This is a genomic window from Streptomyces lunalinharesii, from assembly GCF_039532155.1.
Lineage (GTDB): Bacteria > Actinomycetota > Actinomycetes > Streptomycetales > Streptomycetaceae > Streptomyces > Streptomyces lunalinharesii.
In genome coordinates, this window is sequence record NZ_BAAARK010000004.1 from 192099 (window position 1) to 212828 (window position 20730).

Genomic DNA, 20730 nt, shown 5'->3' on the forward strand with positions numbered 1-20730 from the left:
CGTATGACTGTGCACCGTTCGGTCTCGCCACAGGCCCCATCCCGGTCCGCTCGCCCTCAATCCCGTCCGCCTGCCGGTGGCGCCGGGTCCGGCGCCCGTGCTCCGCGTTCCCCCGAGGAGCGCAGGACCATGGCGAGCTGGGCCCGCTCGGCGATCCCCAACTTGCGGTACACGCTCGTCAGGTGCATCTCGACCGTGCGCACGCTGACGTACAGCGACTGCGCGATCGAACGGTTCCCGGCGCCGCCGGCGGCGAGACTGGCGACCCTGCGTTCCATGGCGGTGAGCAGGTCCAGCGGCGAGGCGGTCAGCTTCCGCATGCGGCCGCCGGCGGCCACCAGGGCGTCGCGGGCGTCCTGGCCCAGCGCGAGGGCCCCGCAGCGCTGGGCCAAGCCGGCCGCGGTGCGCAGGTGCTCGCGCGCCTCCCGCCGGTCACCCCGCGCCAACAGGGCCCTTCCCAGGGCGAGTTCAGCCCGGGAGTGTTCGACGCGGGCCGGCGAGGCGGCGAGTTCCCGGACCGCCTCGCCCAGCAGTTCCACGCCGCGCTCGCCGGGGGTGGCCAGCCCGCGCGCCAGGGCCGCCAGCCCGAGCGCGCGCGGGGTGCCCCACTGCTGGGCGAGCCGCGTACCGTGCGCGGCCGGCTCCTGGGCCTCCGCCGCGCGGCCCAGTTCCGCGAGGACGCCGGCCGCCTCCATCCACCAGGGCAGGAACGCCGCCTGACGCACCTCGGCCTCCTCCAGCGACCTGCCGCACTCGCGGAACAGCGCCAAGGCGCCCTCCGGGTCCCCCAAGGCGTGACGGGCCCTCCCCAGGACCATCAGGTAGCGGTGGTAGGTCCACACGTACTGCTCGCGCCAGGCGGGCTCGGTAGCGGCCAGCAGCCGTTCGGCGTCCGCGGCCTCGCCCCGGTCCACCAGGACGCCCGCCAGGGCCAGGCGCGGCATGACCAGCGTCCCGCTCCACCGCTCCGAGCTGCTGAGCCGGACCGCCGTCCTGGCGTCCGCGAGGGCGTCCGGGAGGGCGCCCACGCCGTGCTTGAGGACGGCGCGGATGGACAGGGCCAGGGAGTAGGTCCAGATGGCGGAGTTCTTCCGGCCGTGGCGCAGGACGCGGTCCAGGGAGTGCACCGCCTCCTCGGTGCGGTCGGCGAAGCCGAGGACGAGCGCCGAGTTGATCAGCGTCCAGTTCTTGAGGCGCAGATGGGGGCTGGCGGTGGCGCGCAGCGCCTGCTGGACGGCCGGTTCGGGCGGCCCGCCGTCGAACGCCGTCAGTATGCCCATGGCCGCCAGCTTCTGGCACTGGGCGGGGGTGTCGCCCTCCGGCAGGGCCATCGACGCGGCCCGCTTGCGGGTGGCGGCGAGGGTGCTGCGGCCGTGCGAGCCGACGATCAGGAACACCGCCTCGACGAGCGTGCGCAGCTCCCGGTCGGCCGGCGCGGGGTCGGGGCCGAGTTCGGCGTCCAGCGCGTCCAGGACCTCTTCGAGGATCTTCAGGGCGACGGAGCACTCGCGCACGGCCAGGCCGGTCGTGCCGAACTGCGCGGCGATCCGCGCCCGGGTGCGCACGTCGACGCTCGGCGCCAGCGCCTCCCGCAGCAGGCCGACCGCCTCGGGCGGGTCCGTGTCGGCCAGGACCCGGGCTAATCGGACGCGGATGTCGACGCTGTCGGGGTCCACTTCCAGCACGCGGTACAGGTAACGGGCCGCGGTCTCCGGCGCGCCGCGCTCCTCGGCGCGGGCCGCGGCCTCCAGCAGGACGCCCGGCACCCAGGGTTCGCCGATCGCGGGCAGCCGCAGCAGGTGGTCGGCGATCTCTTCGGCGGGCCGGCCCGCGTCGCTCAGGAGCAGCGCCGCCCGCGCGTGCAGGCTGGCCAGCGCCTGGGGGTCCAGGGGCGCCAGCACCGCCGCGCGCACCGCGCTGTGCGCCAGTTGGCCGTTGCCGGGCACCAGCCCGGCCTCGCACAGCACCCGTCGGGCGTCCTCGACGGCATCGGCCGGTACGGCGGCGAGCGGACCGACGTGGTCGGCACCCCGTTCGCCGAGGACGGCCACCGCCCGTGCGACCTCGCCGACCCAGGGCGGCTGCCGGTCGAGGAGTTCGCGCGCCCAACCCGCCAGGACGCGCTCGGCGGTCTCGGCGATCCGGTCGGCGCCGCCCACCCCCGGTCCGGCTCCGGCCGCCCGCAACTCGCGCAGTATTCGGCCCAAGAGGCGGGGGTTGCCCCCGCTCGCGGCCCGGGCGCGGGTGACGAAGACGGGGGCGGCGGGCACCGGGAAGAACTCCCGCACGGCCTCCCCGACGTCCTTTTCGGTCAGCGGGTGCAGGCGCAGCGTCGTGGTGCGGCAGTGGGCGACCAGGTCCGCCAGGGCGTGGTGCGCCGGGACGCCACGGGTCAGCGCGGTGGCCTCGGACTGCCGGGTGAGGGCGACGAGGAGGGGGCGGTCGTCGGACCGTCGCAGCAGGAACTCCAGCCAGCGCAGCGAGAGTTCGTCGCAGTGCCGGGCGTCGTCCAGCGCCAGGACGAGCGGGCGGCGGTCGAGCGCGTCGGCCGCGTACCGGTACAGCGCGTGGAACGCGTGCTGGACGTCCGGAGCGTGCGGTGGTCGACCGTCCAGCGCGCCGGGGGCGAGTGCCGGAACGGCGGGGTGGGCGGCGCCGCACAGGAGGGCGCGCCGGGCGCCGGGGCCGAGCAACGCGCGTAAACCGCTGAACGACGAGCGCGATCCGCCCACCACGCAGCTGCCCTGGAGAACCGCGGCGTCCCGACAGGCGTCCCCCTTGAGGAAGGCACGTAGGAGGGCGGTCTTGCCGATCCCGGCCGGACCGGTCACGACGACCGAGCGCGCACGTCCGGAGAACGCTTCGCGGGTGCAACGGTCGAGTTCCCGCACGACATCGGCCCGACCGACCAAGGTGCGGCCTATATCAGGATCTACGCTCCGGCTCCGCACCATGGACTCCTCGCACCTCGGAGACACAACGGATGTGACGGGGCATCATCACATCGATCCGTAAATCACCCTAAAGAGTGATGTCTGAGGTGCGTTAGAGTACATGACCTTCAGATTATGTGGCGTGCAACACGCCGCCGCGGCAGACCATTCCCCAGGGAGATGATCTTGCAGCGGCGGTGGTTGCGCTCGTGACATTGGCTCCTTTTCCCCTGGCAGTGACGCCGGGACGTGGTGGGCCGAGCCGGCCCGGTGTGCAGCGCGCCCCTCTGACGGGGCGGGCGGCGGGGATATCCGCAGCGTCCGCGCACGGTCTTCCGGTGCAGGCCGCCGTGGTGCCGACGAGACGGGGCACCCGGACCGCGCTCCGCGCGCCGAGATGCCCCGCGTGCCCGGCCGGACTACCAGATACCGGCCAGCAGATCCCCGTACTCCCGCTCGTGGGAGACCTGTTGCAGATCGGAATCGACCATCATGCGCATCAGTTCCGGGAAGTCCACGCCGGGCTCCCAGCCCAGCTTGGCGCGGGCGCGGTCGGCGTCCGCGCAGAGGATCTCCACCTCGGCCGGACGCACCAGGGACGGGTCGATGCTGACGTAGTCCTCCCAGTCCAGGCCCACGTGCTCGAAGGCGATGCGGACCGCGTCACGGACCGAGTGCATTTGGCCGGTTCCGATCACGTAGTCGCCCGGTTCGTCCTGCTGGAGCATCAGGTGCATGGCGCGGACGTAGTCGCCGGCGAAGCCCCAGTCCCGGACGGCGTCGAGGTTGCCGAGGGACAGCTTGTCCTGGTAGCCGAGCTTGATGCGGGCGACCGCGAGGGAGATCTTCCGGGTCACGAACTCCGCGCCACGGCGCGGGGACTCGTGGTTGAAGAGCATGCCGGAGACCGCGTACATGCCGAAGGACTCGCGGTAGTTGCGGGTGATGAAGTGCCCGTAGATCTTCGCGACGCCGTACGGGCTGCGCGGCCGGAAGATGGTGGTCTCGCACTGCGGGGTCTCGGCGACCTTGCCGAACATCTCCGACGAGGACGCCTGGTAGAAGCGGATCTGACCGCCGTCGGCGGTCCGCGAGCCGTTCAGGCCGCTGACCATGCGGATCGCCTCCAGCATGCGCAGCACGCCCATGCCGTTGACCTCGGTGACGAGTTCCGCCTGCTGCCAGGACATCGGCACGAACGAGATCGCGCCGAGGTTGTAGACCTCGTCGGGCTGCACCGTGTCCACCGCCGACACCAGGCTGGCCTGGTCCATCAGGTCGCCGTTGACGAAGGACAGGTCGGAGACCAGCCGGCTGACCCGCGACTTCCGGGGATTGGCCTGACCGCGTATCAGTCCCCACACCTGGTAGCCCTGTCCGAGCAGGTGCTCGGCCAGGTAGGAGCCGTCCTGACCGGTAATTCCGGTGATCAGCGCACGCTTGGACATCTCATTCCTTTCCTTCACTGAGAAACAGACCGCCCAAACGCAGAGCCGAGTCTGCTACTTGACCTCTCGGCGTCGAATGGCGTCGAATGCGCCGCGGTCCAGACGCCGGGTAAGTGAACGCTTCCAAGCGGCCGGTCGCGGCGTCAAGCAATTCCGGCAACACTACGGAATTCCGGAGTCTCCACCACCGGTTCGCGCCGGTCGAGTTCGGGACGGGACACGGATCGGAACGGCCCCACATGAACTGCCCCGAGAGACTACGGATTTTCCGGTGCGCGGTGCGCTGCACTGTCCGGACGTGCCCCGTCCAGGCCCGGTGGGCGCCTCTTCCGGCGCCACCGACCGGACCTACCCTCACCTGGAGCGTTGCCCGGTGCTGCTCAGAACCCTCCGAACCCGACTGCGCCCCCACCGGCGCGCCGTCACCCTGCTGGCACTGCTGCAACTGCTCCAGATCCTGGCCACCTTGGCCCTCCCGTCGCTGGGCGCCGCCGTCATCGACAACGGGGTCCTCAAGTCCGACAGCGGCTACATCATCCAACTGGGCCTGGCCATGGTGGCGCTGGCGCTGCTCCAGATCGCGGCGTCCATGGGGGCGGTGTCGCTCAGCGCGCGGACGGCCATGGCGATGGGCCGCGACCTGCGCTCGGCCGTCTTCCGCCGGGTGCTGGACTTCTCGGCCCGCGAGGTCGGGCAGTTCGGCACCCCGTCACTGATGACGCGCACCGTCAACGACGTCCAACAGGTGCAGATGCTGGCGCTGTCCGCGTTCGGCGTCGTCGTGTCCGCGCCCCTGATGTGTCTGGGCAGCATTGCACTCGCCCTCCAGCAGGACATTCCGCTCGCACTGCTCCTGGTGGTACTGATGGTGGCGGTAGGAATCTCCTTCGGCCTCATTCTCGGCCGCACCGACCCGTTCTACGACCGCATGCAGAATTACTTGGACCGCGTCAACGGACTGTTGCGCGAACGCATCACGGGAGTGCGCGTCGTACGGGCATTCGTGCGCGACGGACACGAAAGCGAGAGGTTCGGCCGAACCAATTCCGAACTGTGTGACGTCTCGTTGCACGTCGGTCGGCTCCTGGCCACCATCGTCCCCGTCGTGCTACTGGTCCTGAACGCCTTCATGGCCGCGGTGGTGTGGTTCGGGGCCCACCGCATCGACGCCGGGGCGATGCGGTTCGGGGCGCTCAGCGCGTTCCTGAGCTATCTGACACTGATCACGATGTCGGTGGTGATGGTCACCTTCGTGTGCCTGGCGATGCCGCGGGCGCGGGTCTCGGCCGAGCGCATCCAGCAGGTGCTGACCACCGAGCCGAGCGTGGCGGAACCGCCCCGGCCGGTCCGCACTGCGCCCAAAACCGGCCAACTTTCCCTGCAGGGGGCCGGTTTCCGCTACCCGGGCGCGGCGGAGCCGGTGCTGAGCGGGATCGACCTGAGCGCCGGCCCCGGCGAGACGGTGGCGATCCTCGGCAGCACCGGCAGCGGCAAGACCACCCTGCTCAATCTGGTGCTGCGGCACTTCGACGCCACCGAGGGCCGCGTCCAGGTCGGCGGCGTCGACGTCCGCGAGCTCGACGCCGAGACGCTGCGCCGCACCGTCGGCTTCGTCCCGCAGCGGGCGTTCCTCTTCTCCGGCACCATCGCCAGCAACCTGCGGTTCGGCAACCCCGACGCCAGCGACGAGGAGCTCTGGCACGCACTGGAGATCGCCCAGGCCCGGGACTTCGTCGAGCGCCTGCCCGCGGGGCTCGACGCGCCGATCGCCCAGGGCGGCACCAACGTGTCCGGCGGACAGCGCCAGCGACTGGCGATCGCCCGCACCCTGCTGCGCCGACCGGACGTCTACCTCTTCGACGACTGCTTCTCCGCACTGGACAACACCACGGACGCCGCACTGCGGGCCGCCCTCGCACCCGTGATCTCCGGCGCGACGGTGCTCACCGTGGCCCAGCGCGTCAGCACCGTCCAGGACGCCCAGCGCATCGTCGTCCTGGACCGCGGCCGGGTGGCCGCCACCGGGACGCACCAGGAACTGCTGCGCAGCAGCGCCGCCTACCAGGACATCGCCCGGTCCCAACTCTCCTCAAGCTTCGGCGACTTCGACGATCCCGCCCAGGGCGCCGCAACCGCCCCGACCCCTCAGGAGGCCGTCCATGGTCGCGGCAGACAGCGCTAGCCGCGTGCGGCGCGGCACCGCCCGCCGCACACTGGGCCTGCTGCGACCCCACCGCGCCCTGGTGTCCGTGGCGGTCGCCCTCGGCATCGGCGGCGTCGTGCTCAACGCGGCGGGCCCGATCCTCCTCGGCCGGGCCACCGACCTCGTCTTCGACGGCATCCGGCACGCCCACGGCGCCACCGGGGTCGACTTCGACGCGATCTCCCGGGTGCTGCTGATCGCGCTCGCGCTGTTCGTCGCCGCCGCCCTGCTCACCCTCTTCCAGGGCCGGCTGGTGGCGGCCGTCGTGCAGCGGGTGGTCTTCACGCTGCGGCAGTCCGTGGAGGCCAAGCTCGCCCGCCTGCCGCTGCGGTACTTCGACCGCCACCCGGCGGGTGACGTGCTCAGTCGGGTGACCAACGACGTCGACAACCTCCAGCAGACCCTCCAGCAGACCCTCAGCCAACTGATCACGGCGGTCTTCTCCGTACTGAGCATGCTGGTGCTGATGCTCATCATCTCGCCGCTGCTGACCCTGATCATGGTGGCCTGCCTGCCGGTGTCCGTCCTGCTCGCGGCGCGGATCAGCCAGCGCGCACAGCCGCGGTTCGCCCGCCAGTGGTCCGCCACCGGATCCCTCAACGCCCACGTCGAGGAGGTCTACACCGGCCACGCGCTGGTCAAGGGCTTCGGGCGGCGCGAGCAGGCCGAGCGGGTCTTCGACGAGCACAACGAGGCCCTCTACCGCGCCGGCGCGCGGGCCCAGTTCGTCTCCGGCGCGATCGAACCGGCGATGATGTTCGTCGCCAACCTCGGCTACGTCGCCGTGGCGGTCGTCGGCGCGCTGCGCGTGGTCGCCGGGACCCTGAGCATCGGCGACGTCCAGGCGTTCGTGCTGTACTCCCGGCAGTTCAGCCAGCCGATCGTCGAGGTCGCCGGCATCGCCGCGCGCCTGCAGTCGGCCCTCGCCTCGGCGGAGCGGATCCACGAGCTGCTGGACGCGGACGAGCAGACCCCCGACGCCGACCCCCCGGCGCGGCTGCCCGCGGTCCGCGGCCACGTCCGGTTCGAAGACGTCGACTTCCGCTACTCCCCCGACACCCCGCTCATCGAAAACCTCTCGCTCACCGTCGAACCCGGCCAGACCGTGGCGGTCGTCGGCCCCACCGGCGCCGGCAAGACCACCCTGGGCAACCTCCTCATGCGCTTCTACGACACCGACGCCGGGCGCATCCTCCTCGACGACACCGACATCACCACCCTCACCCGCGAGGACCTGCGCTCCCACTTCGGCCTGGTGCTCCAGGACGCCTGGCTGTTCTCCGGCACCATCGCCGAGAACATCGCCTACGGCCGCCCCGACGCCACCCGCGCGGAGGTCGAGGAGGCCGCCCGCGCCACCTGCGCCGACCGCTTCATCCACACCCTGCCGGACGGCTACGACACCGTCCTGGACGAGGAGTCGGCCAACGTCAGCGCGGGCGAGAAGCAACTCATCACCATCGCGCGGGCCTTCCTGGCCCGGCCCGCCATCCTGCTCCTGGACGAGGCGACCAGCTCCGTCGACACCCGCACGGAGGCCCTCATCCAGCGCGCGATGCGCTCGCTGCGCGCGGGCCGCACCAGCTTCGTCATCGCACACCGCCTGTCCACCATCCGCGACGCGGACCTGATCCTCGTCATGGACAGCGGCCGTGTCGTCGAACAGGGCACCCACGACCAACTCCTGGCCGCGCGAGGCCCCTACGCCCGCCTGCACGCGGCCGTGGACCACCGCGCCGGGTTGGAGGACGCCGCGTCCCGCTGACCCATCCACCCTGCGACCCGACCCCGAAGGGGCCCTTCCGCCATGCCCGACAGCCATGCCCTGAGCGAACTGCTCGCCGCGATCAACGCACCCGACCGCACGCCCGAGGACATCGCCGCGCTTCCCGTTCCCGAGTCCTTCCGGGCCGTGACGGTCCACAAAGAGGACACCGAGATGTTCCGCGGCATGCCCAGCGCGGACAAGGACCCGCGCAAGTCGCTGCGCGTCGACGAGGTTCCGGTGCCCGAACTGGGGCCCGGCGAGGCCCTGATCGCGGTGATGGCCAGCTCCGTCAACTACAACACTGTCTGGTCCTCCCTCTTCGAGCCGCTGCCGACCTTCGGCTTCCTGGAGCGCTACGGGCGTACCTCGCCGCTGGCCTCCCGCCACGACCTGCCGTACCACATCCTGGGCTCCGACCTGTCCGGCGTGGTGCTGCGCACCGGCCCCGGGGTGAACGTCTGGAAGCCCGGCGACGAGGTCGTGGCGCACTGCCTGTCGGTGGAGCTGGAGAGCCCGGACGGCCACGACGACACCATGCTCGACCCGGCCCAGCGGATCTGGGGCTTCGAGACGAACTTCGGCGGCCTGGCCGAGATAGCCCTGGTCAAGGCCAACCAGCTGATGCCCAAGGCCGACCACCTCACCTGGGAGGAGGCCGCCGCGCCGGGTCTGGTGCACTCCACCGCCTACCGTCAGCTGGTCTCCCGCAACGGCGCCGGCATGAAGCAGGGCGACAACGTGCTGATCTGGGGCGCCACCGGCGGTCTGGGCTCGTACGCCACCCAACTCGCCCTCGCCGGCGGGGCCAACCCCGTCTGCGTGGTCTCGAACGAGCGCAAGGCCGAGGTGTGCCGGGCCATGGGCGCGGAGGCGGTCATCGACCGCTCGGCCGAGGACTACCGCTTCTGGAGCGACGACGACACCCAGAATCCGCGGGAGTGGAAGCGGTTCGGCGCACGCATCCGGGAGTTGACCGGGGGCGAGGACGTGGACATCGTCTTCGAGCACCCGGGCCGGGAGACCTTCGGGGCGTCCGTCTACGTCGCGCGCAGGGGCGGCACCATCGTCACCTGCGCCTCCACCTCCGGCTTCCGCCACGAGTTCGACAACCGCTACCTGTGGATGCACCTCAAGCGCATCGTCGGCACCCACTTCGCCAACTACCGCGAGGCGTGGGAGGCCAACCGCCTGGTGACCAAGGGCAGGATCCACCCCACCCTCTCCTGCACCTACCCGCTGGCCGACACCGCGCTCGCCGTCCACGACGTGCACAGCAACGTCCACCAGGGCAAGGTCGGCGTGCTGTGCCTGGCCCCCACCGAGGGCCTGGGCGTGCGCGACGAGGAACTCCGCGCACGGCACATCGACGCGATCAACCGGTTCCGCTGACCGCGCCGGCTCCGCCGCCCCGGGGCCCCTCCGCCGCGCACCACGCACCTGCCCGGCGGAAGGGCCCCGCCCCCGTGCTCACCCCTCGTGCCGCGCCGCCACCGGGTGGTCCGGCAGCCGGAACGCGTCCGCGGGCGGGCTGAACACCGCACCCGCGACGTCGCCGAACCGGTTGGCCAGTGGACTGGTGGCGGTCCGCAGGCCGGCCCAGACCAACGAGCGCTGCCGCCGGGTGTGCGGGTAGACCATCCGCGGCACGCCCGGCCGCAGTTGCTGGGCCTTCTCGACGAACGGGCGCATGGTCGCCTCGTAACGGGCGAACGCTGTCTGCGGATCGGCCTGTTGGAGGAGTTCACCGGCCAGGACGTAGGCGCCGGTGAGGGCCAGCGTCGTGCTCATGCCGCTCATCGGCGAGGCACAGTAGGCGGCGTCCCCGAGGAGCGCGATCCGGCCGCTGCTCCAGCGCGGCAGCCGCGCCTGCCCGAGCGCTTCGAAGTACAGGGGCGCGTCGTCGAGGGCGTCGAGGACCCGCGGGGCCTCCCAGCCGACGTCGGCGAAGGTCGCGCGCAGGACCGTGACGACCCCCGCACGGTCGAGGCGGTCCAGGCCGCGCACGGAGCTGAGCACGTTCAACCCGGCGCGGATCGTGCCGACGTCGTCCGGCCGCAGGGTCACCGCGCGACCCCGGTCGCAGATCAGCCACCGCCACCGGTCGTTGTCGGCGTCGGTGCGCGGAATGGTCAAGTAGGCGCTGTAGACGCCGAGTTCGTGCACCTTGGCGTCCCCTAAGACCATCGCGCGGGTCCGCGAGCGGAGCCCCTCGGCGAGGACCACCGCATCGAACCGGCGGGCCGGTCCGCGACGGAACTCCACGTCCACGCCGTGCCCGTCGTCGTGCAGCGCGGTGATCTGGTCACCGAAGACGTAGCCGGCCTCGGCGGACGAGTGGTCGTACAGGATCTGGCCGAGGCGCCCGCGCAGGATCTCCAGTTCGGCGGTGCCGCCCGAGGTGTCGTCGGTGCCGGCGGCGAACCGCGCGACCGGCCGGCCCCGGTCGTCGACGAAGTCCAGGCCCGTCTCGTGGGTGTGGGCGGCCCGCACCGCCTCCTCCAGGCCCATCCGGCGCAGGACTTCCCGGCCGGTGCCGCGGACGTCGATGTTCTGCCCCTCGTCGCGCAGCTCGTCGAAGCGCTCGACGACGGTGACGTCCCAGCCGGCCCGGGCCAGCCAGGACGCAAGGGCCGGCCCCGCGATGCTGGCACCGGAAATCAGGACGCTCGGGGTACTCATGGTGGCTGGCGTTCCTCTCTGGGTCACGACTGCGAGGCCGCTCGGCGTCGCGCGCTCATTCCTACCCGCAGCACGTCACGGAGATCCGTCGACAAGCGCCCTGGGCCCGCCGAAGATCCCCGGCCTCCGGAAGGCGGTCCGGCGGGCCCGTCGGACCGGGCGGAAGCGCCGATTCGACCCGGCCCCCGCCGTTGCCGTAGAGTTCAGCGTGCCGACGCGGGGTGGAGCAGCTCGGTAGCTCGCTGGGCTCATAACCCAGAGGTCGCAGGTTCAAATCCTGTCCCCGCTACTGAAGACGGTGAAGGCCCGGTGGATCCCACCGGGCCTTCAGCGCGTTCCGGGCCCGTCAGCGGCGCCGGGGGACGCACTCCCACCAGGTGACGCGCCCAAAAGGGGATAACGGTAACTTCCCGGCTCGGGTCATCGGCCGGGCACCCGCCGGGCGCGCCCCGTGGGCCTCCACCGGCCCGCCGGCCCGGCCGGCTCAGCTGTCGTAGTGGAGCGTGCCGTCCTCGTCCATGGTGGGGTGGATCTGCGTCGGCCCGTAGTCGTCGACGTCGGACGGGCGGGGCGGTTCCGGGCCGTTCGGGCCGGTGCGCACCATCCGCTCGATGCGGCAGATCTGGAACGCCCGCTCGCCCACCCGCACGTCGTTGGCGCGGCCGGCGGCCTTGAACTCCTCGGCGGCCCGGGCGTACTGCTCGCGTTCGGCGTCGCTGAACTCGTACAGCCCGGGCCAGAATTCGACCATGGCGTCGGCGAGCAGCCGCCGCGCCGCGTGCGGGGTCGGCATCAGCGCGCCCCTGGGCTGCCAGCCTCCGGAACGGCGTTCGGCCACGCCGAAGCCGACCGGCAGCAGGACGACGTCCGGATAGTGGGTGCGGGCGCGTTCGGACTCCTCGCGGACGGCGGTGGGGAAGCCCTCCCCCGGGTAGGCGAAGCCCTGGAGCGCCACCTTCATGGCGGCGGCCATGGGGCTGGTCTCCCGGCCGGGGACGAGCACGAAGTCCAGGTCCGGGGACGGGGGGTCGCTGCGGCCCTCCCAGGTGCGGTCGGCCGGTTCGGGGTCGGTGGGCCGGGGCGGTTCCAGACCGGCGCGGCCGGTGCGGACGAACTCGTCCCCGCGGACGATCCGGTAGCGGGCGCCGCAGACCGTCAGGTCGTCGAGCGGCTCGTGTTCCAGGCGCGCCACCGCGGCCAGCAGTTCGCGCCGCACGGCCGGGTCGTCGGTGTCGTCCTTGGCCGTGAACCACAGGTGGGAGTTGAGGGTGTCCCGGGCACCCTGCGGCGTGTCGTCCGCCACGGGCTTCAACAGCCGCCAGTCCCCGGTGCGTTCGGTGTCCTGCGGGGGGTCGACCGAGGGGCGGACGGCCACCCCGAAGACCGGCCCGCGGAGCGCGAGGTCCGGATAGCGGCGGGACGCGTCCACGGCGTCGGCCTCCACGACCCACTCGGTCGGGTCGTCGCGCCGCACCAACTCCCGGTGGAGCCGGTCGATCTGTCGCTTCCAGTCATCGGTCATGAGCGCATTGTGGTCGGCGCGCGTCGCGGATTCGGCCGGAACGGTGGAGGTGCCGCACACCTGCGGGTGAATGTGCGGGAAAGTGTTGCCGTCCCGGCATCGGGGCAGGTCGTGCAAGAGCCGAGAGAGGGACGGGATGGGCAGCACAACGGGCACGGGGACAGGTGCGGGTACGGGTGCGGGTGCGGTCACCAGCCGGCAGCGCGGGGACCGACCGCCACAGGCGCACGCGGCGTTCGGGGTCGGCGTCATCGTGCTGGACGCGGACGGGCGGGTGCTGCTCGGCCTGCACCGCGCGGGGACCTGGGAACTGCCCGGCGGGAAGGTCGATCCGGGCGAGGGCGTGCGGTCCGCCGCGGCCCGGGAGCTCCAGGAGGAGACCGGACTGCACACCGATCCGGACGAGGTGCGGATCTTCGCCATGCTGCACGACGACGTCGACGGCCTGAACCGCATCACGATGGCCTCCCTCGTCACCCGTTACGACGGGACGCCGCACGCGGCGGAGCCGCAGCACGTCAGCCGCTGGGAGTGGCACTCCCCCACCGCGCTGCCCGGGCCGCTGTTCACGCCGTCCGCGCAGATCCTCACCGTGTGGCGCCCGGAGTTGGCGATCGCCGCCCCGCCGGCGCACCGGCTCGACGTGATGTGCGTCGGGACGACCTGACGGGCCGCACCGGTCACCGTCGGCCCCGGGCCCGGCGGTGACGGCCGGGCGAATTCGGCTGCGGGTGGCGGGCCGGCCCGGCGAGGATGGGGGCATGCAGACGCCCTCGACGCACACCGCGGTGCACCGGCTCGACCTCGGCTACTTCGTCCGACCTGCGGCGGAGGTCGGCGGCCCGGAGCCACGGGTGGAGCCCGTGCTCGCCTACCTGGTGGCGCACGAACGGGGACTGCTGCTCTTCGACACCGGCATCGGAGCCGCCGACCCGGAGACCGAGGCGCACTACCGGCCCCGGCGGCGCCCGCTCCAGGCCGCGTTGGCCGCCGCCGGTGCGTCCCTGGCCGACGTCGCGGTCGTCGTCAACTGCCACCTGCACTTCGACCACTGCGGCGGCAACCCCCTCCTGGCCGGGAAGCCCGTCGTGGTGCAGGCCGTGGAGCTGGCCACCGCGCGGCGCGGCGACTACACCGTCGACGAGCTGATCGACTTCCCCGGCGCGCGCTACGAGGAGCTGGCCGGCGAGGCGGAGATCTGGCCGGGCGTGCGGGTCGTCCCGACGCCGGGCCACACCGACGGGCACCAGTCGCTGGTCGTGCACCGACCCGACGGCACGGTGGTGCTGGCCGGGCAGGCCCACGACTTCGCGTCGCACTACGCCGCCGACCACCTGGCCCGACAGGCCGCGTCGGACGGCGTCGAGCCGCCGCTGCCGGGCTACCGCCGCTGGCTCGACCGGCTCGCCGACTTCGCGCCGCGCCGGGTGCTCTTCGCGCACGACTGCTCGGTCTGGGAGCCGCCGCGCGCCGGATGACGACCCCTGGGTGCCGGGGTCCGCGGCGTCCCCTTCCCGACGGGCCACGATGCCCGTCGGTACCCTGCACCATGACCGCGAACGCCACCGTCATCCATCCCGTCCCCTACCACGCGCAGTGGGCCTCGCCGGAACTCGTCCCCGCGATCCTGGCCGGGACGCTGCCGACGGCCGAGGACCCCCGCTGGCCGGAATACGGGGCCGCGGACCCGCAGGAGTACGCCTGGTGGTCCTGGCGCCTGTGCGGGATGGCCTGCCTGCGGATGGCGTTGGAGTACTGGCGGGGGTCCGCGCCCACCGCCATGGAGCTGGCCGCCGAATGCCTGGACGCCGGCGCCTACGTGCGCCGCGGGGACGGTCTGGACGGCTTGGTCTACGCCCCGTTCGCCGCCTACGCGACCCGCCGCTGGGGGCTGGTCGCCGAGTCCCGGCCCGACCTTCCCCGGACGGAGATCCCCGCGCTGGTCGGCGCCGGCCGGCTCCTGCTGCTCTCGGTCCACCCCAGCGTCCGGGACGCCGACCCCCGGCCGCCGCACCGGGGCGGACACCTGGTGCTGGCCGTCGGCGTCACACCGGACCACGTGGTGATCCACAACCCGTCCGGACTCCCGGGCCACTTCCAGGAGTTCGCGCACGTCGACTGGGAGCGGTGGGAACGGGTGTACGCCGGGCGCGGCGTCGTCCTGGGGCTCCGGGACGAGGAGCGGTGAGCGAGCGACCGACTGCGGCCCCTGCACGCCGCCGAGCCGTGCGGTGAGCCGGCGCGGCATCCCCGCCCCGTGTGGGTGATGGTCAACTCCCCTGCGGGCCAAGGAACATGGGGAGGGGCAGGAACGGCGGAGGGGGTGGTGGCGTGCGGGAGAGCGGAAAACCACCGGAGCGACGGCGGCGCGTCCCGTTGGGCGCCATCGGTCTCGTCCTGGCGCTGGCCGTCAGCGTGGCCGGGGTCGCCTGGGCCGCCGGTCTCGACGAGACCGGTGTGGAGGTCGCCCCGTCGAGCGGCGACAGCGGCGGTGCCGCCGCCACACCGGCACCGCCCCGGCCCGCCGCGCCGGCCGGCCCGTAGCGCCGGCCCCGGCGGATCTCCCCGCCGGCCGGACCGTGGCGCGCCCGGCGCGGCGTGCCCGGCCTCTCCGCAACCCTCCTGAAATATTGGGGCAAAAGGTACGTACGCCCACATGGGCCTCCGCAGGCCGTCGGGCGCTTCGTCACCGGACGCACCCGACGCAGCAGAACGAGGGCACGCCCCATGGAGATGCACCAACCGCCCGCACCCGCCGCACCGCGCAACCCCGGCCTGCGGCGTGAGATCGGACTGATCGGGCTGATCTGGACCTCGGAGGGGTCCATCATCGGATCCGGCTGGCTGTTCGGCGCGCTGTTCGCGGCGCAGGCGGCCGGCACCGCGGCGTTGGTCTCCTGGGGCATCGGGGCCGTGGCCATCGTCGTGCTGGCGTTCGTCCACGCCGAACTGGGGGCGATGTACCCGGTCGCGGGCGGCACCGCGCGCTTCCCGCACTACGCGTTCGGCAGCGCGGCCGGCGCCTCCTTCGGCTGGTTCTCCTGGCTCCAGGCGGTCACCGTGGCACCGATCGAGGTGATGGCGTCCCTGAACTACCTCAGCGTGCACGCCCCCTGGGTGCAGACGGGCAAGAACCACCTCACCGGCGCCGGCTACGGACTCGCGGTCGCCTTCATGGCGTTCTTCGTCGTCGTCAACTTCTTCGGCGTCCGGTGGCTGGCCCACACCAACAGCGTGGCGACCTGGTGGAAGGTGGCCGTCCCCGTCGTCACCATCGTCGTGATGGGCGCCGCGGCCTTCCACCCCGGAAACTTCGGCTACCAGGGCTTCGCGCCCTTCGGTGCCAAGGGGGTGCTCTCGGCGATCAGCACCAGCGGCATCATCTTCGCGCTCCTCGGCTTCGAGCAGGCCGACCAGTTGGCGGGCGAGAGCCGCAATCCGGCGCACGACATCCCGCGGGCGGTGATCGGCTCGATCCTGATCGGCGTGCTGGTGTACGTGGCGCTCCAGGTCGTGTTCATCGGGGCGCTCCCGCACAGCGCGTTCGCCCACGGCGGCTGGGCCGACCTGACGTTCGCCGGCAAGGCCGGGCCGTTCGCCGGCCTCGCCACCTCCGTCGGACTGGGCTGGCTGGCGGCGCTGCTCTACGTCGATGCGGTCATCTCGCCGTCCGGCACCGGGCTGATCTACGTGACGGCCACCTCCCGGGTGTCGTACGGGCTGTCCCGCAACGGCTACGTGCCGGTGGTCTTCGAGCGCACCACCGGGCGCGGCGTCCCGTGGTTCGGCCTGCTGGTCGCCTTCGTGATCGGGCTCGTCGTCTTCCTGCCGTTCCCCACCTGGCAGAAGCTGGTCGGCTTCGTGACGTCGGCGAGCGTGCTGATGTACGCCGGCGCCCCGCTCGCCTTCGGGTGCCTGCGGAAGCAGGATCCCCACCGGCCGCGTCCGTACCGGTTGCCCGGCGGGCTCTTCTGGGCGCCGGTGGCCTTCGTCGTCGCCAACTTGATCATTTACTGGGCCGGTTGGGACACGCTGTGGCGGCTGGGCGTGGCGATCGTCCTGGGCTATCTGGTGCTGGGCGGTTCGGCGCTGCTCAAGCTCAACCCCAAGGCGCCGCACCTGGACTGGAAGCACGCGCAGTGGCTGCCGGTGTACCTGCTGGGCATGGGGGTGATCTCCTGGCAGGGCGGCTTCTGCAGCACCGGCCCGGCGTCCAAGGTGGCGTGCGGCGCGACGGACGCCCTGCCGCTGTGGTGGGACATCGCGTTGATCGCCGCGTTCAGCCTGGTCATCTACTTCTGGGCGCAGGCGGTCCGGTTGCCGGACGAGCGGACCCGGGAGTACATCGGGTCGGTGGAGGTGGTCCCCGGGGTCTGAGCGCCTCGGCCCCGGCTCCCGTAGGGCCGGTGGGCCCGGGCCCGGAACCCGTACGGAAACCGGGCCCGGCGCGGCCGGGGCCGCCCCCGTGGCGGGACGGCGCGGGGCACGGGGCGACGGGCCCGCAGCGCGGCGACGGGCGCGGGCGGCGGGCCCCAGGCGGTGCGTCAGACGGGCCGTGGAACGGTCGGGCCGATCCTGCCGCCCCGGGCCTCCGCCGCACTTCCCGGTAGCTTCCAGGGGTCGGGCGGCGCCGGACGGGGGCGCCGGACGAGCGACGGGTACGGGAGGGCGCATGGACACCGTGGACGGATTCGGGGAGCCGGAGCGGGGCGGTGGCGAGCGGGGCGCGGCGCGGCACGTCCGCACGGTGGAGGACGTGCTCCGGCTGATGGACGGGCTGTTCGCGCCGGCGGCCGACCGCTGGACGGCGGGCGCGGGGGCCTGGTGGGACGCCTTCTACGCGGACCGCGACCGTCCGGTGCCGTTCTTCGCGGCGAAGCCGGACGAGAACCTCGTGGGGTACCTCGACCGCGGACTGGTCACCGGCGGCCGTGCGCTGGACCTGGGCTGCGGCCCGGGCCGCAACGCCCTGCACCTCGCCGCCCGGGGCTTCGACGTGGACGCCGTGGACCTCTCCCCCGCCGCCCTCGACTGGGCCGAGGACCGCGCCCGCGCGGCCGGGGCCGCGATCCGCTTCCACTGCGGGGACGCCTTCACCGCCCTCGCCGGCCCGGAAGCGGCAGCCGAGCACGGGCTGCACGGCCGGTACGAGCTGATCTACGACTCCGGGTGCTTCCACCACCTGCCGCCGCACCGCCGGATCAGCTACCTCGCCCTCCTGGACCGGGCCTTGGCACCCGGCGGCCATTTCGGCCTCACCTGCTTCGCGGCCGGGGCGATGGGGTCCCAACTCCCGGACGCCGAGTTGTACCGCGGGTCCGGCCTGCACGGCGGGCTGGCCTACACCCCCGAGGCGTTGCGGGCACTCTTCGCCGACCTGGCCGAGGTCGAACTGCGCCGGATGCGGGACGAGCCCGCCGCATCCCCTGCGTTCGGGGAAGCCTTTCTGTGGACGGCCCTGTTCCGGCGCCCGGTCCGGACGTAGCGGCAACGGCGGTCCGACACCGGTCGGGTGGACCCGCTCGCGGCCGGTGGCGCGGCCGGGGCTCCCCGTCGTCGAGCGGTCTGCACCGACACACCGTACGCTTTCATACTTGCGCAAGTTTGGGGAGTACTGTCTGCCTGTCGTGGCTCCGTCCGGACAGGAGGTCCCGGTGAGCGCCGTCAGCTTTCCCGTGCGCGGTACCACCCGCGCCAAATCGGTCTGGGGTCGGATCCTCGGTCGGGGATCCCTGGCCCGCAGACTCGACTGGGTGTTGTTCGGCGCGGCCTTCGCGCTCTCCGCGATCGGCGCCGTACTGGTCTTCTCCGCGACCCGCGGCCGGATGCAACTCAACCAGGGCGACCCCTACTTCTTCGTCGTGCGCCACCTCGTCAACACCGGGATCGGGCTCGCCCTCGGCGCGGTCACCCTCTGGTACGGCCACCGGCGACTGCGCGACACCGCGGCCCTGCTGTACGCCGTGACCGTACTGCTGGTGGCGCTGGTGCTGACACCGGTCGGCGCCACCATCAACGGATCCCGACGGTGGATCGTGATCGGCGGCGGCATGTCGATCCAGCCCGCCGAATTCGTCAAGGTCGCCGTCGTCATCGCGATGGCGGTGGCGCTGACCTCCCGGGTGGACGCCGGCGACCTGACCCGCCCGGACCGGCGGGGCATCGTCCGCGCGCTCGCCCTGGGCGGCTTCCCGGCGCTGCTCATCCTGCTCACCCCGGACCTCGGGCAGGTGCTGGGCATCGCGGCGATCGTGCTGTGCATGCTGGTCGTCGCGGGCGCACCGAAGCGGTGGATCCTGGGGCTGCTGGGCCTGGGGCTGGTCGGCTGCCTGGCGGTCTGGCAGTTCCACCTGCTGGACCAGTACCAGATCAACCGGTTCGCCGCGTTCGCCGATCCCGCGCTCGATCCGTCCGGCGTCGGCTACAACACCAGTCAGGCGCGGATCGCCATCGGCGCCGGCGGCCTGACCGGCTCCGGGCTCTTCCACGGCGCCCAGACCAACGGCCAGTTCGTGCCCGAACAGCAGACCGACTTCGTCTTCTCGGTCGCCGGGGAGGAACTGGGCTTCCTCGGCGCCGGCCTGATCATCGCGCTGATCGGGGTGGTGTTGTGGCGGGCCTGCCGGATCGCACGGAACTGCCCGGACCTGTACGGCACGGTCACCGCGGCCGGGGTCGTGGGCTGGTTGGCGTTCCAGGCGTTCGAGAACATCGGGATGAACCTCGGCATCATGCCGGTCACCGGCCTGCCGCTGCCGTTCGTCAGCTACGGCGGGTCGTCGATGTTCGCGGGGTGGGTGGGCATCGGGCTGCTCCAGTCGATAAGGGCCCAGCGGGTGATGTCGGCCTAGGGCGTTTTCTGACGGATCTCCGTGGTCGCGGAGATCCGTCAGCAGCGTCCTGGCGTCCGGGGTGGTCCGCCGCGGCCCGGCCCGGTGACCGACCCCGTCCGGGCCGGCCGGCTACCCGGCGGCGAACAGGGCCCGCAGATGACGCCCGTTGGCGACCGCTATGACGCCCAGCAGTGCCAGCCCGCAGACGCCCTGCTCCACCTTCAGCCACGCCGGGAACGGGCCGGGCACCGCGACGAGGACGGCGATGGCCGCCGCCATGACGGTGGCCACGACCCGCAGCCGGCGGTAGGCGCCCCGTGAGCCACGGGCCGCCCGGACGGTGAAGGCGCACGTCAGCAGCGCGCTGACGACGACGATGCCGGTGCGCACCCAGACCGCGTCGTTCACGACGGCGGTGTCGTCGCGGAGGAGGAAGACGGCTGCCAGGGTGAGCACGCTGAGCGCGAGGTAGACGCCGACCAGCAGCTTCATGCCGTGGAAGGCCCTGATGCTGCGGGGGTGTTGCAGTGCTTCGGTGGGAACCGCGCTGGGGCGCGGGCTCCGGGCGTTCATGGTGGGTTCCCTTCTGCCTGTCTCAAGGGGCGGCGCCCCTGCCTGCGTTCCCCTCCAGCATCCGGCCGCCCCGGCCGCCGTTCATCGGCCTGGCGGACGACTCCGTCGACGCCGTGCGTCAGGGAGCCGTGCGGGGCAACCCGTACGGGCAACCCCGAGGCGTCTCGGGGGCAGCGCGCCGCCGGCCCCAACTGCCGTGCACTGGAGCAGTGTTGAGACATTCCACGCCCCCCTTCAGGCGCGGCTGCCCCTAGAATCCTGCGATGACGCGAAAGGTGGCTCATGATGATCACGGGGGACGTCACCGTCGTCGTGGACGACGAGAACGCCGATGACGAGGAACTCGACGCGCTGACGCGGCAGTTGCAGGAGGAGCTGCTCCAGCTCGACCTGCCCGACGTGGTGCGCGCGACGGCGCCCGGTGCGACCGGTGGCAAGAGCGCGTTCTTGACGTCGCTCGGCACGCTGGTGCTCAGCGGCGGCTTCTCGGTCGCCGTCCTGCGGTCGGTCACCCGCATCGTGCAGGACGTGCTGCGCCGCAGCGGAGCCCGCAGGGCCGTCCTGGTCAGCGGCGAGAACCGGCTGGAGATCCAGGGGGCGTCGAAGAAGACCACGGACGCGGCGGTGGAGGCGTGGCTTCGGGTGGTGGCCGACGCCCCCGACGCCGCACCGGGCCGAGCGGCGGGGCCGACGGCGCTGGAGGGCCCCACGGGGGACGCGTGATGGCCCGCCCGGACCGCGCCGCGGCAGGCCGGGCAGCGCGGCCCGCGG

Annotated in this window: 16 protein-coding genes and 1 tRNA gene; 12 read left to right on the top strand and 5 right to left on the bottom strand. The window is 72.7% G+C overall.

The genetic code is table 11. From position 1 onward, the window contains the following. Positions 1-56 precede the first annotated feature (56 nt). Both ABD385_RS08465 and ABD385_RS08470 read right to left on the bottom strand, forming a co-directional pair. Positions 57-2912 (bottom strand): helix-turn-helix transcriptional regulator, encoded by a 2856-nt coding sequence (locus ABD385_RS08465; protein ID WP_344574419.1) that lies wholly within the window; start codon positions 2910-2912, stop codon positions 57-59. Positions 2913-3352: 440 nt separating this feature from the next. Continuing rightward, on the bottom strand, positions 3353-4381 hold the full coding sequence (locus tag ABD385_RS08470) for a GDP-mannose 4,6-dehydratase (RefSeq protein WP_344574420.1): 1029 nt from the start codon (positions 4379-4381) through the stop codon (positions 3353-3355). Between the two features lie 373 nt (positions 4382-4754). Between ABD385_RS08470 and ABD385_RS08475 the strand changes: the two genes are divergently transcribed. The 3 genes from ABD385_RS08475 to ccrA are packed head-to-tail and all read left to right on the top strand — an operon-like array spanning position 4755 to position 9741. Further along, entirely contained in the window at positions 4755-6563 is a 1809-nt protein-coding gene (locus tag ABD385_RS08475; protein ID WP_344574421.1) for an ABC transporter ATP-binding protein, read from the top strand. After that, positions 6541-8349, top strand: a complete 1809-nt coding sequence (locus ABD385_RS08480; RefSeq protein ID WP_344574422.1) for an ABC transporter ATP-binding protein — start codon at positions 6541-6543, stop codon at positions 8347-8349. Before ABD385_RS08475 ends, ABD385_RS08480 begins: the two co-directional genes overlap by 23 nt. A 42-nt stretch (positions 8350-8391) precedes the next feature. After that, positions 8392-9741 (top strand): crotonyl-CoA carboxylase/reductase, encoded by a 1350-nt coding sequence (ccrA, locus tag ABD385_RS08485; protein WP_344574423.1) that lies wholly within the window; start codon positions 8392-8394, stop codon positions 9739-9741. A 78-nt stretch (positions 9742-9819) separates the two neighbouring features. Here the strand turns inward: ccrA and ABD385_RS08490 are convergent, their stop codons facing one another. After that, positions 9820-11031 carry an FAD-dependent monooxygenase gene (locus ABD385_RS08490; protein ID WP_344574425.1) on the bottom strand — a complete coding sequence of 404 codons (1212 nt, stop codon included), beginning with the start codon at positions 11029-11031 and terminating at the stop codon, positions 9820-9822. Positions 11032-11246: 215 nt separating this feature from the next. Here ABD385_RS08490 and ABD385_RS08495 point away from each other — a divergent pair. Further along, positions 11247-11320: transfer RNA gene (locus tag ABD385_RS08495), tRNA-Met, on the top strand. Positions 11321-11515: 195 nt separating this feature from the next. On the opposite strand, the gene ABD385_RS08500 is transcribed toward ABD385_RS08495, so the two are convergent. Next, positions 11516-12553 carry a DUF5954 family protein gene (locus ABD385_RS08500; protein ID WP_344574427.1) on the bottom strand — a complete coding sequence of 346 codons (1038 nt, stop codon included), beginning with the start codon at positions 12551-12553 and terminating at the stop codon, positions 11516-11518. A 136-nt stretch (positions 12554-12689) separates the two neighbouring features. Here ABD385_RS08500 and ABD385_RS08505 point away from each other — a divergent pair, with 136 nt between their 5' ends. From ABD385_RS08505 to rodA, 7 genes are all read left to right on the top strand, one after another. Next, positions 12690-13220, top strand: a complete 531-nt coding sequence (locus ABD385_RS08505) for a nucleotide triphosphate diphosphatase NUDT15 (protein ID WP_344574428.1) — start codon at positions 12690-12692, stop codon at positions 13218-13220. Positions 13221-13314: 94 nt separating this feature from the next. Continuing rightward, the gene (locus tag ABD385_RS08510) at positions 13315-14031 is read left to right on the top strand and encodes an MBL fold metallo-hydrolase (RefSeq protein ID WP_344574429.1); all 717 of its coding nucleotides are present in this window, start codon (positions 13315-13317) and stop codon (positions 14029-14031) included. 71 nt (positions 14032-14102) lie between these two features. Continuing rightward, positions 14103-14741 (top strand): C39 family peptidase, encoded by a 639-nt coding sequence (locus ABD385_RS08515; protein WP_344574430.1) that lies wholly within the window; start codon positions 14103-14105, stop codon positions 14739-14741. Positions 14742-14884: 143 nt separating this feature from the next. After that, entirely contained in the window at positions 14885-15097 is a 213-nt protein-coding gene (locus ABD385_RS08520) for a hypothetical protein (protein WP_344574431.1), read from the top strand. A gap of 183 nt (positions 15098-15280) precedes the next feature. Further along, positions 15281-16930: an APC family permease gene (locus ABD385_RS08525; protein WP_344574432.1), complete on the top strand. Its 1650-nt coding sequence runs from the start codon at positions 15281-15283 to the stop codon at positions 16928-16930. Between the two features lie 295 nt (positions 16931-17225). Continuing rightward, positions 17226-18038 (top strand): class I SAM-dependent methyltransferase, encoded by an 813-nt coding sequence (locus ABD385_RS08530; RefSeq protein WP_344574433.1) that lies wholly within the window; start codon positions 17226-17228, stop codon positions 18036-18038. A 169-nt stretch (positions 18039-18207) separates the two neighbouring features. After that, positions 18208-19404: a rod shape-determining protein RodA gene (gene rodA / locus ABD385_RS08535; RefSeq protein ID WP_344574434.1), complete on the top strand. Its 1197-nt coding sequence runs from the start codon at positions 18208-18210 to the stop codon at positions 19402-19404. A gap of 111 nt (positions 19405-19515) precedes the next feature. Here rodA and ABD385_RS08540 read toward each other — a convergent pair whose 3' ends face one another. Beyond that, entirely contained in the window at positions 19516-19959 is a 444-nt protein-coding gene (locus ABD385_RS08540) for a hypothetical protein (protein WP_344574435.1), read from the bottom strand. Between the two features lie 282 nt (positions 19960-20241). Here ABD385_RS08540 and ABD385_RS08545 point away from each other — a divergent pair, with 282 nt between their 5' ends. Continuing rightward, positions 20242-20682, top strand: a complete 441-nt coding sequence (locus tag ABD385_RS08545; RefSeq protein WP_344574436.1) for a hypothetical protein — start codon at positions 20242-20244, stop codon at positions 20680-20682. Positions 20683-20730: the final 48 nt, after the last annotated feature.

Coding starts and splice junctions, on each gene's coding strand:
- ABD385_RS08480 (WP_344574422.1), top strand. CDS start 6,541: ATGGTCGCGGCAGACAGCGCTAGCCGCGTGCGGCGCGGCACCGCCCGC.
- ABD385_RS08490 (WP_344574425.1), bottom strand. CDS start 11,031: ATGAGTACCCCGAGCGTCCTGATTTCCGGTGCCAGCATCGCGGGGCCG.
- ABD385_RS08500 (WP_344574427.1), bottom strand. CDS start 12,553: ATGACCGATGACTGGAAGCGACAGATCGACCGGCTCCACCGGGAGTTG.
- ABD385_RS08530 (WP_344574433.1), top strand. CDS start 17,226: ATGGACACCGTGGACGGATTCGGGGAGCCGGAGCGGGGCGGTGGCGAG.
- ccrA (WP_344574423.1), top strand. CDS start 8,392: ATGCCCGACAGCCATGCCCTGAGCGAACTGCTCGCCGCGATCAACGCA.
- ABD385_RS08515 (WP_344574430.1), top strand. CDS start 14,103: ATGACCGCGAACGCCACCGTCATCCATCCCGTCCCCTACCACGCGCAG.
- ABD385_RS08505 (WP_344574428.1), top strand. CDS start 12,690: ATGGGCAGCACAACGGGCACGGGGACAGGTGCGGGTACGGGTGCGGGT.
- ABD385_RS08540 (WP_344574435.1), bottom strand. CDS start 19,959: ATGAACGCCCGGAGCCCGCGCCCCAGCGCGGTTCCCACCGAAGCACTG.
- ABD385_RS08525 (WP_344574432.1), top strand. CDS start 15,281: ATGGAGATGCACCAACCGCCCGCACCCGCCGCACCGCGCAACCCCGGC.
- ABD385_RS08510 (WP_344574429.1), top strand. CDS start 13,315: ATGCAGACGCCCTCGACGCACACCGCGGTGCACCGGCTCGACCTCGGC.
- ABD385_RS08470 (WP_344574420.1), bottom strand. CDS start 4,381: ATGTCCAAGCGTGCGCTGATCACCGGAATTACCGGTCAGGACGGCTCC.
- ABD385_RS08545 (WP_344574436.1), top strand. CDS start 20,242: ATGATGATCACGGGGGACGTCACCGTCGTCGTGGACGACGAGAACGCC.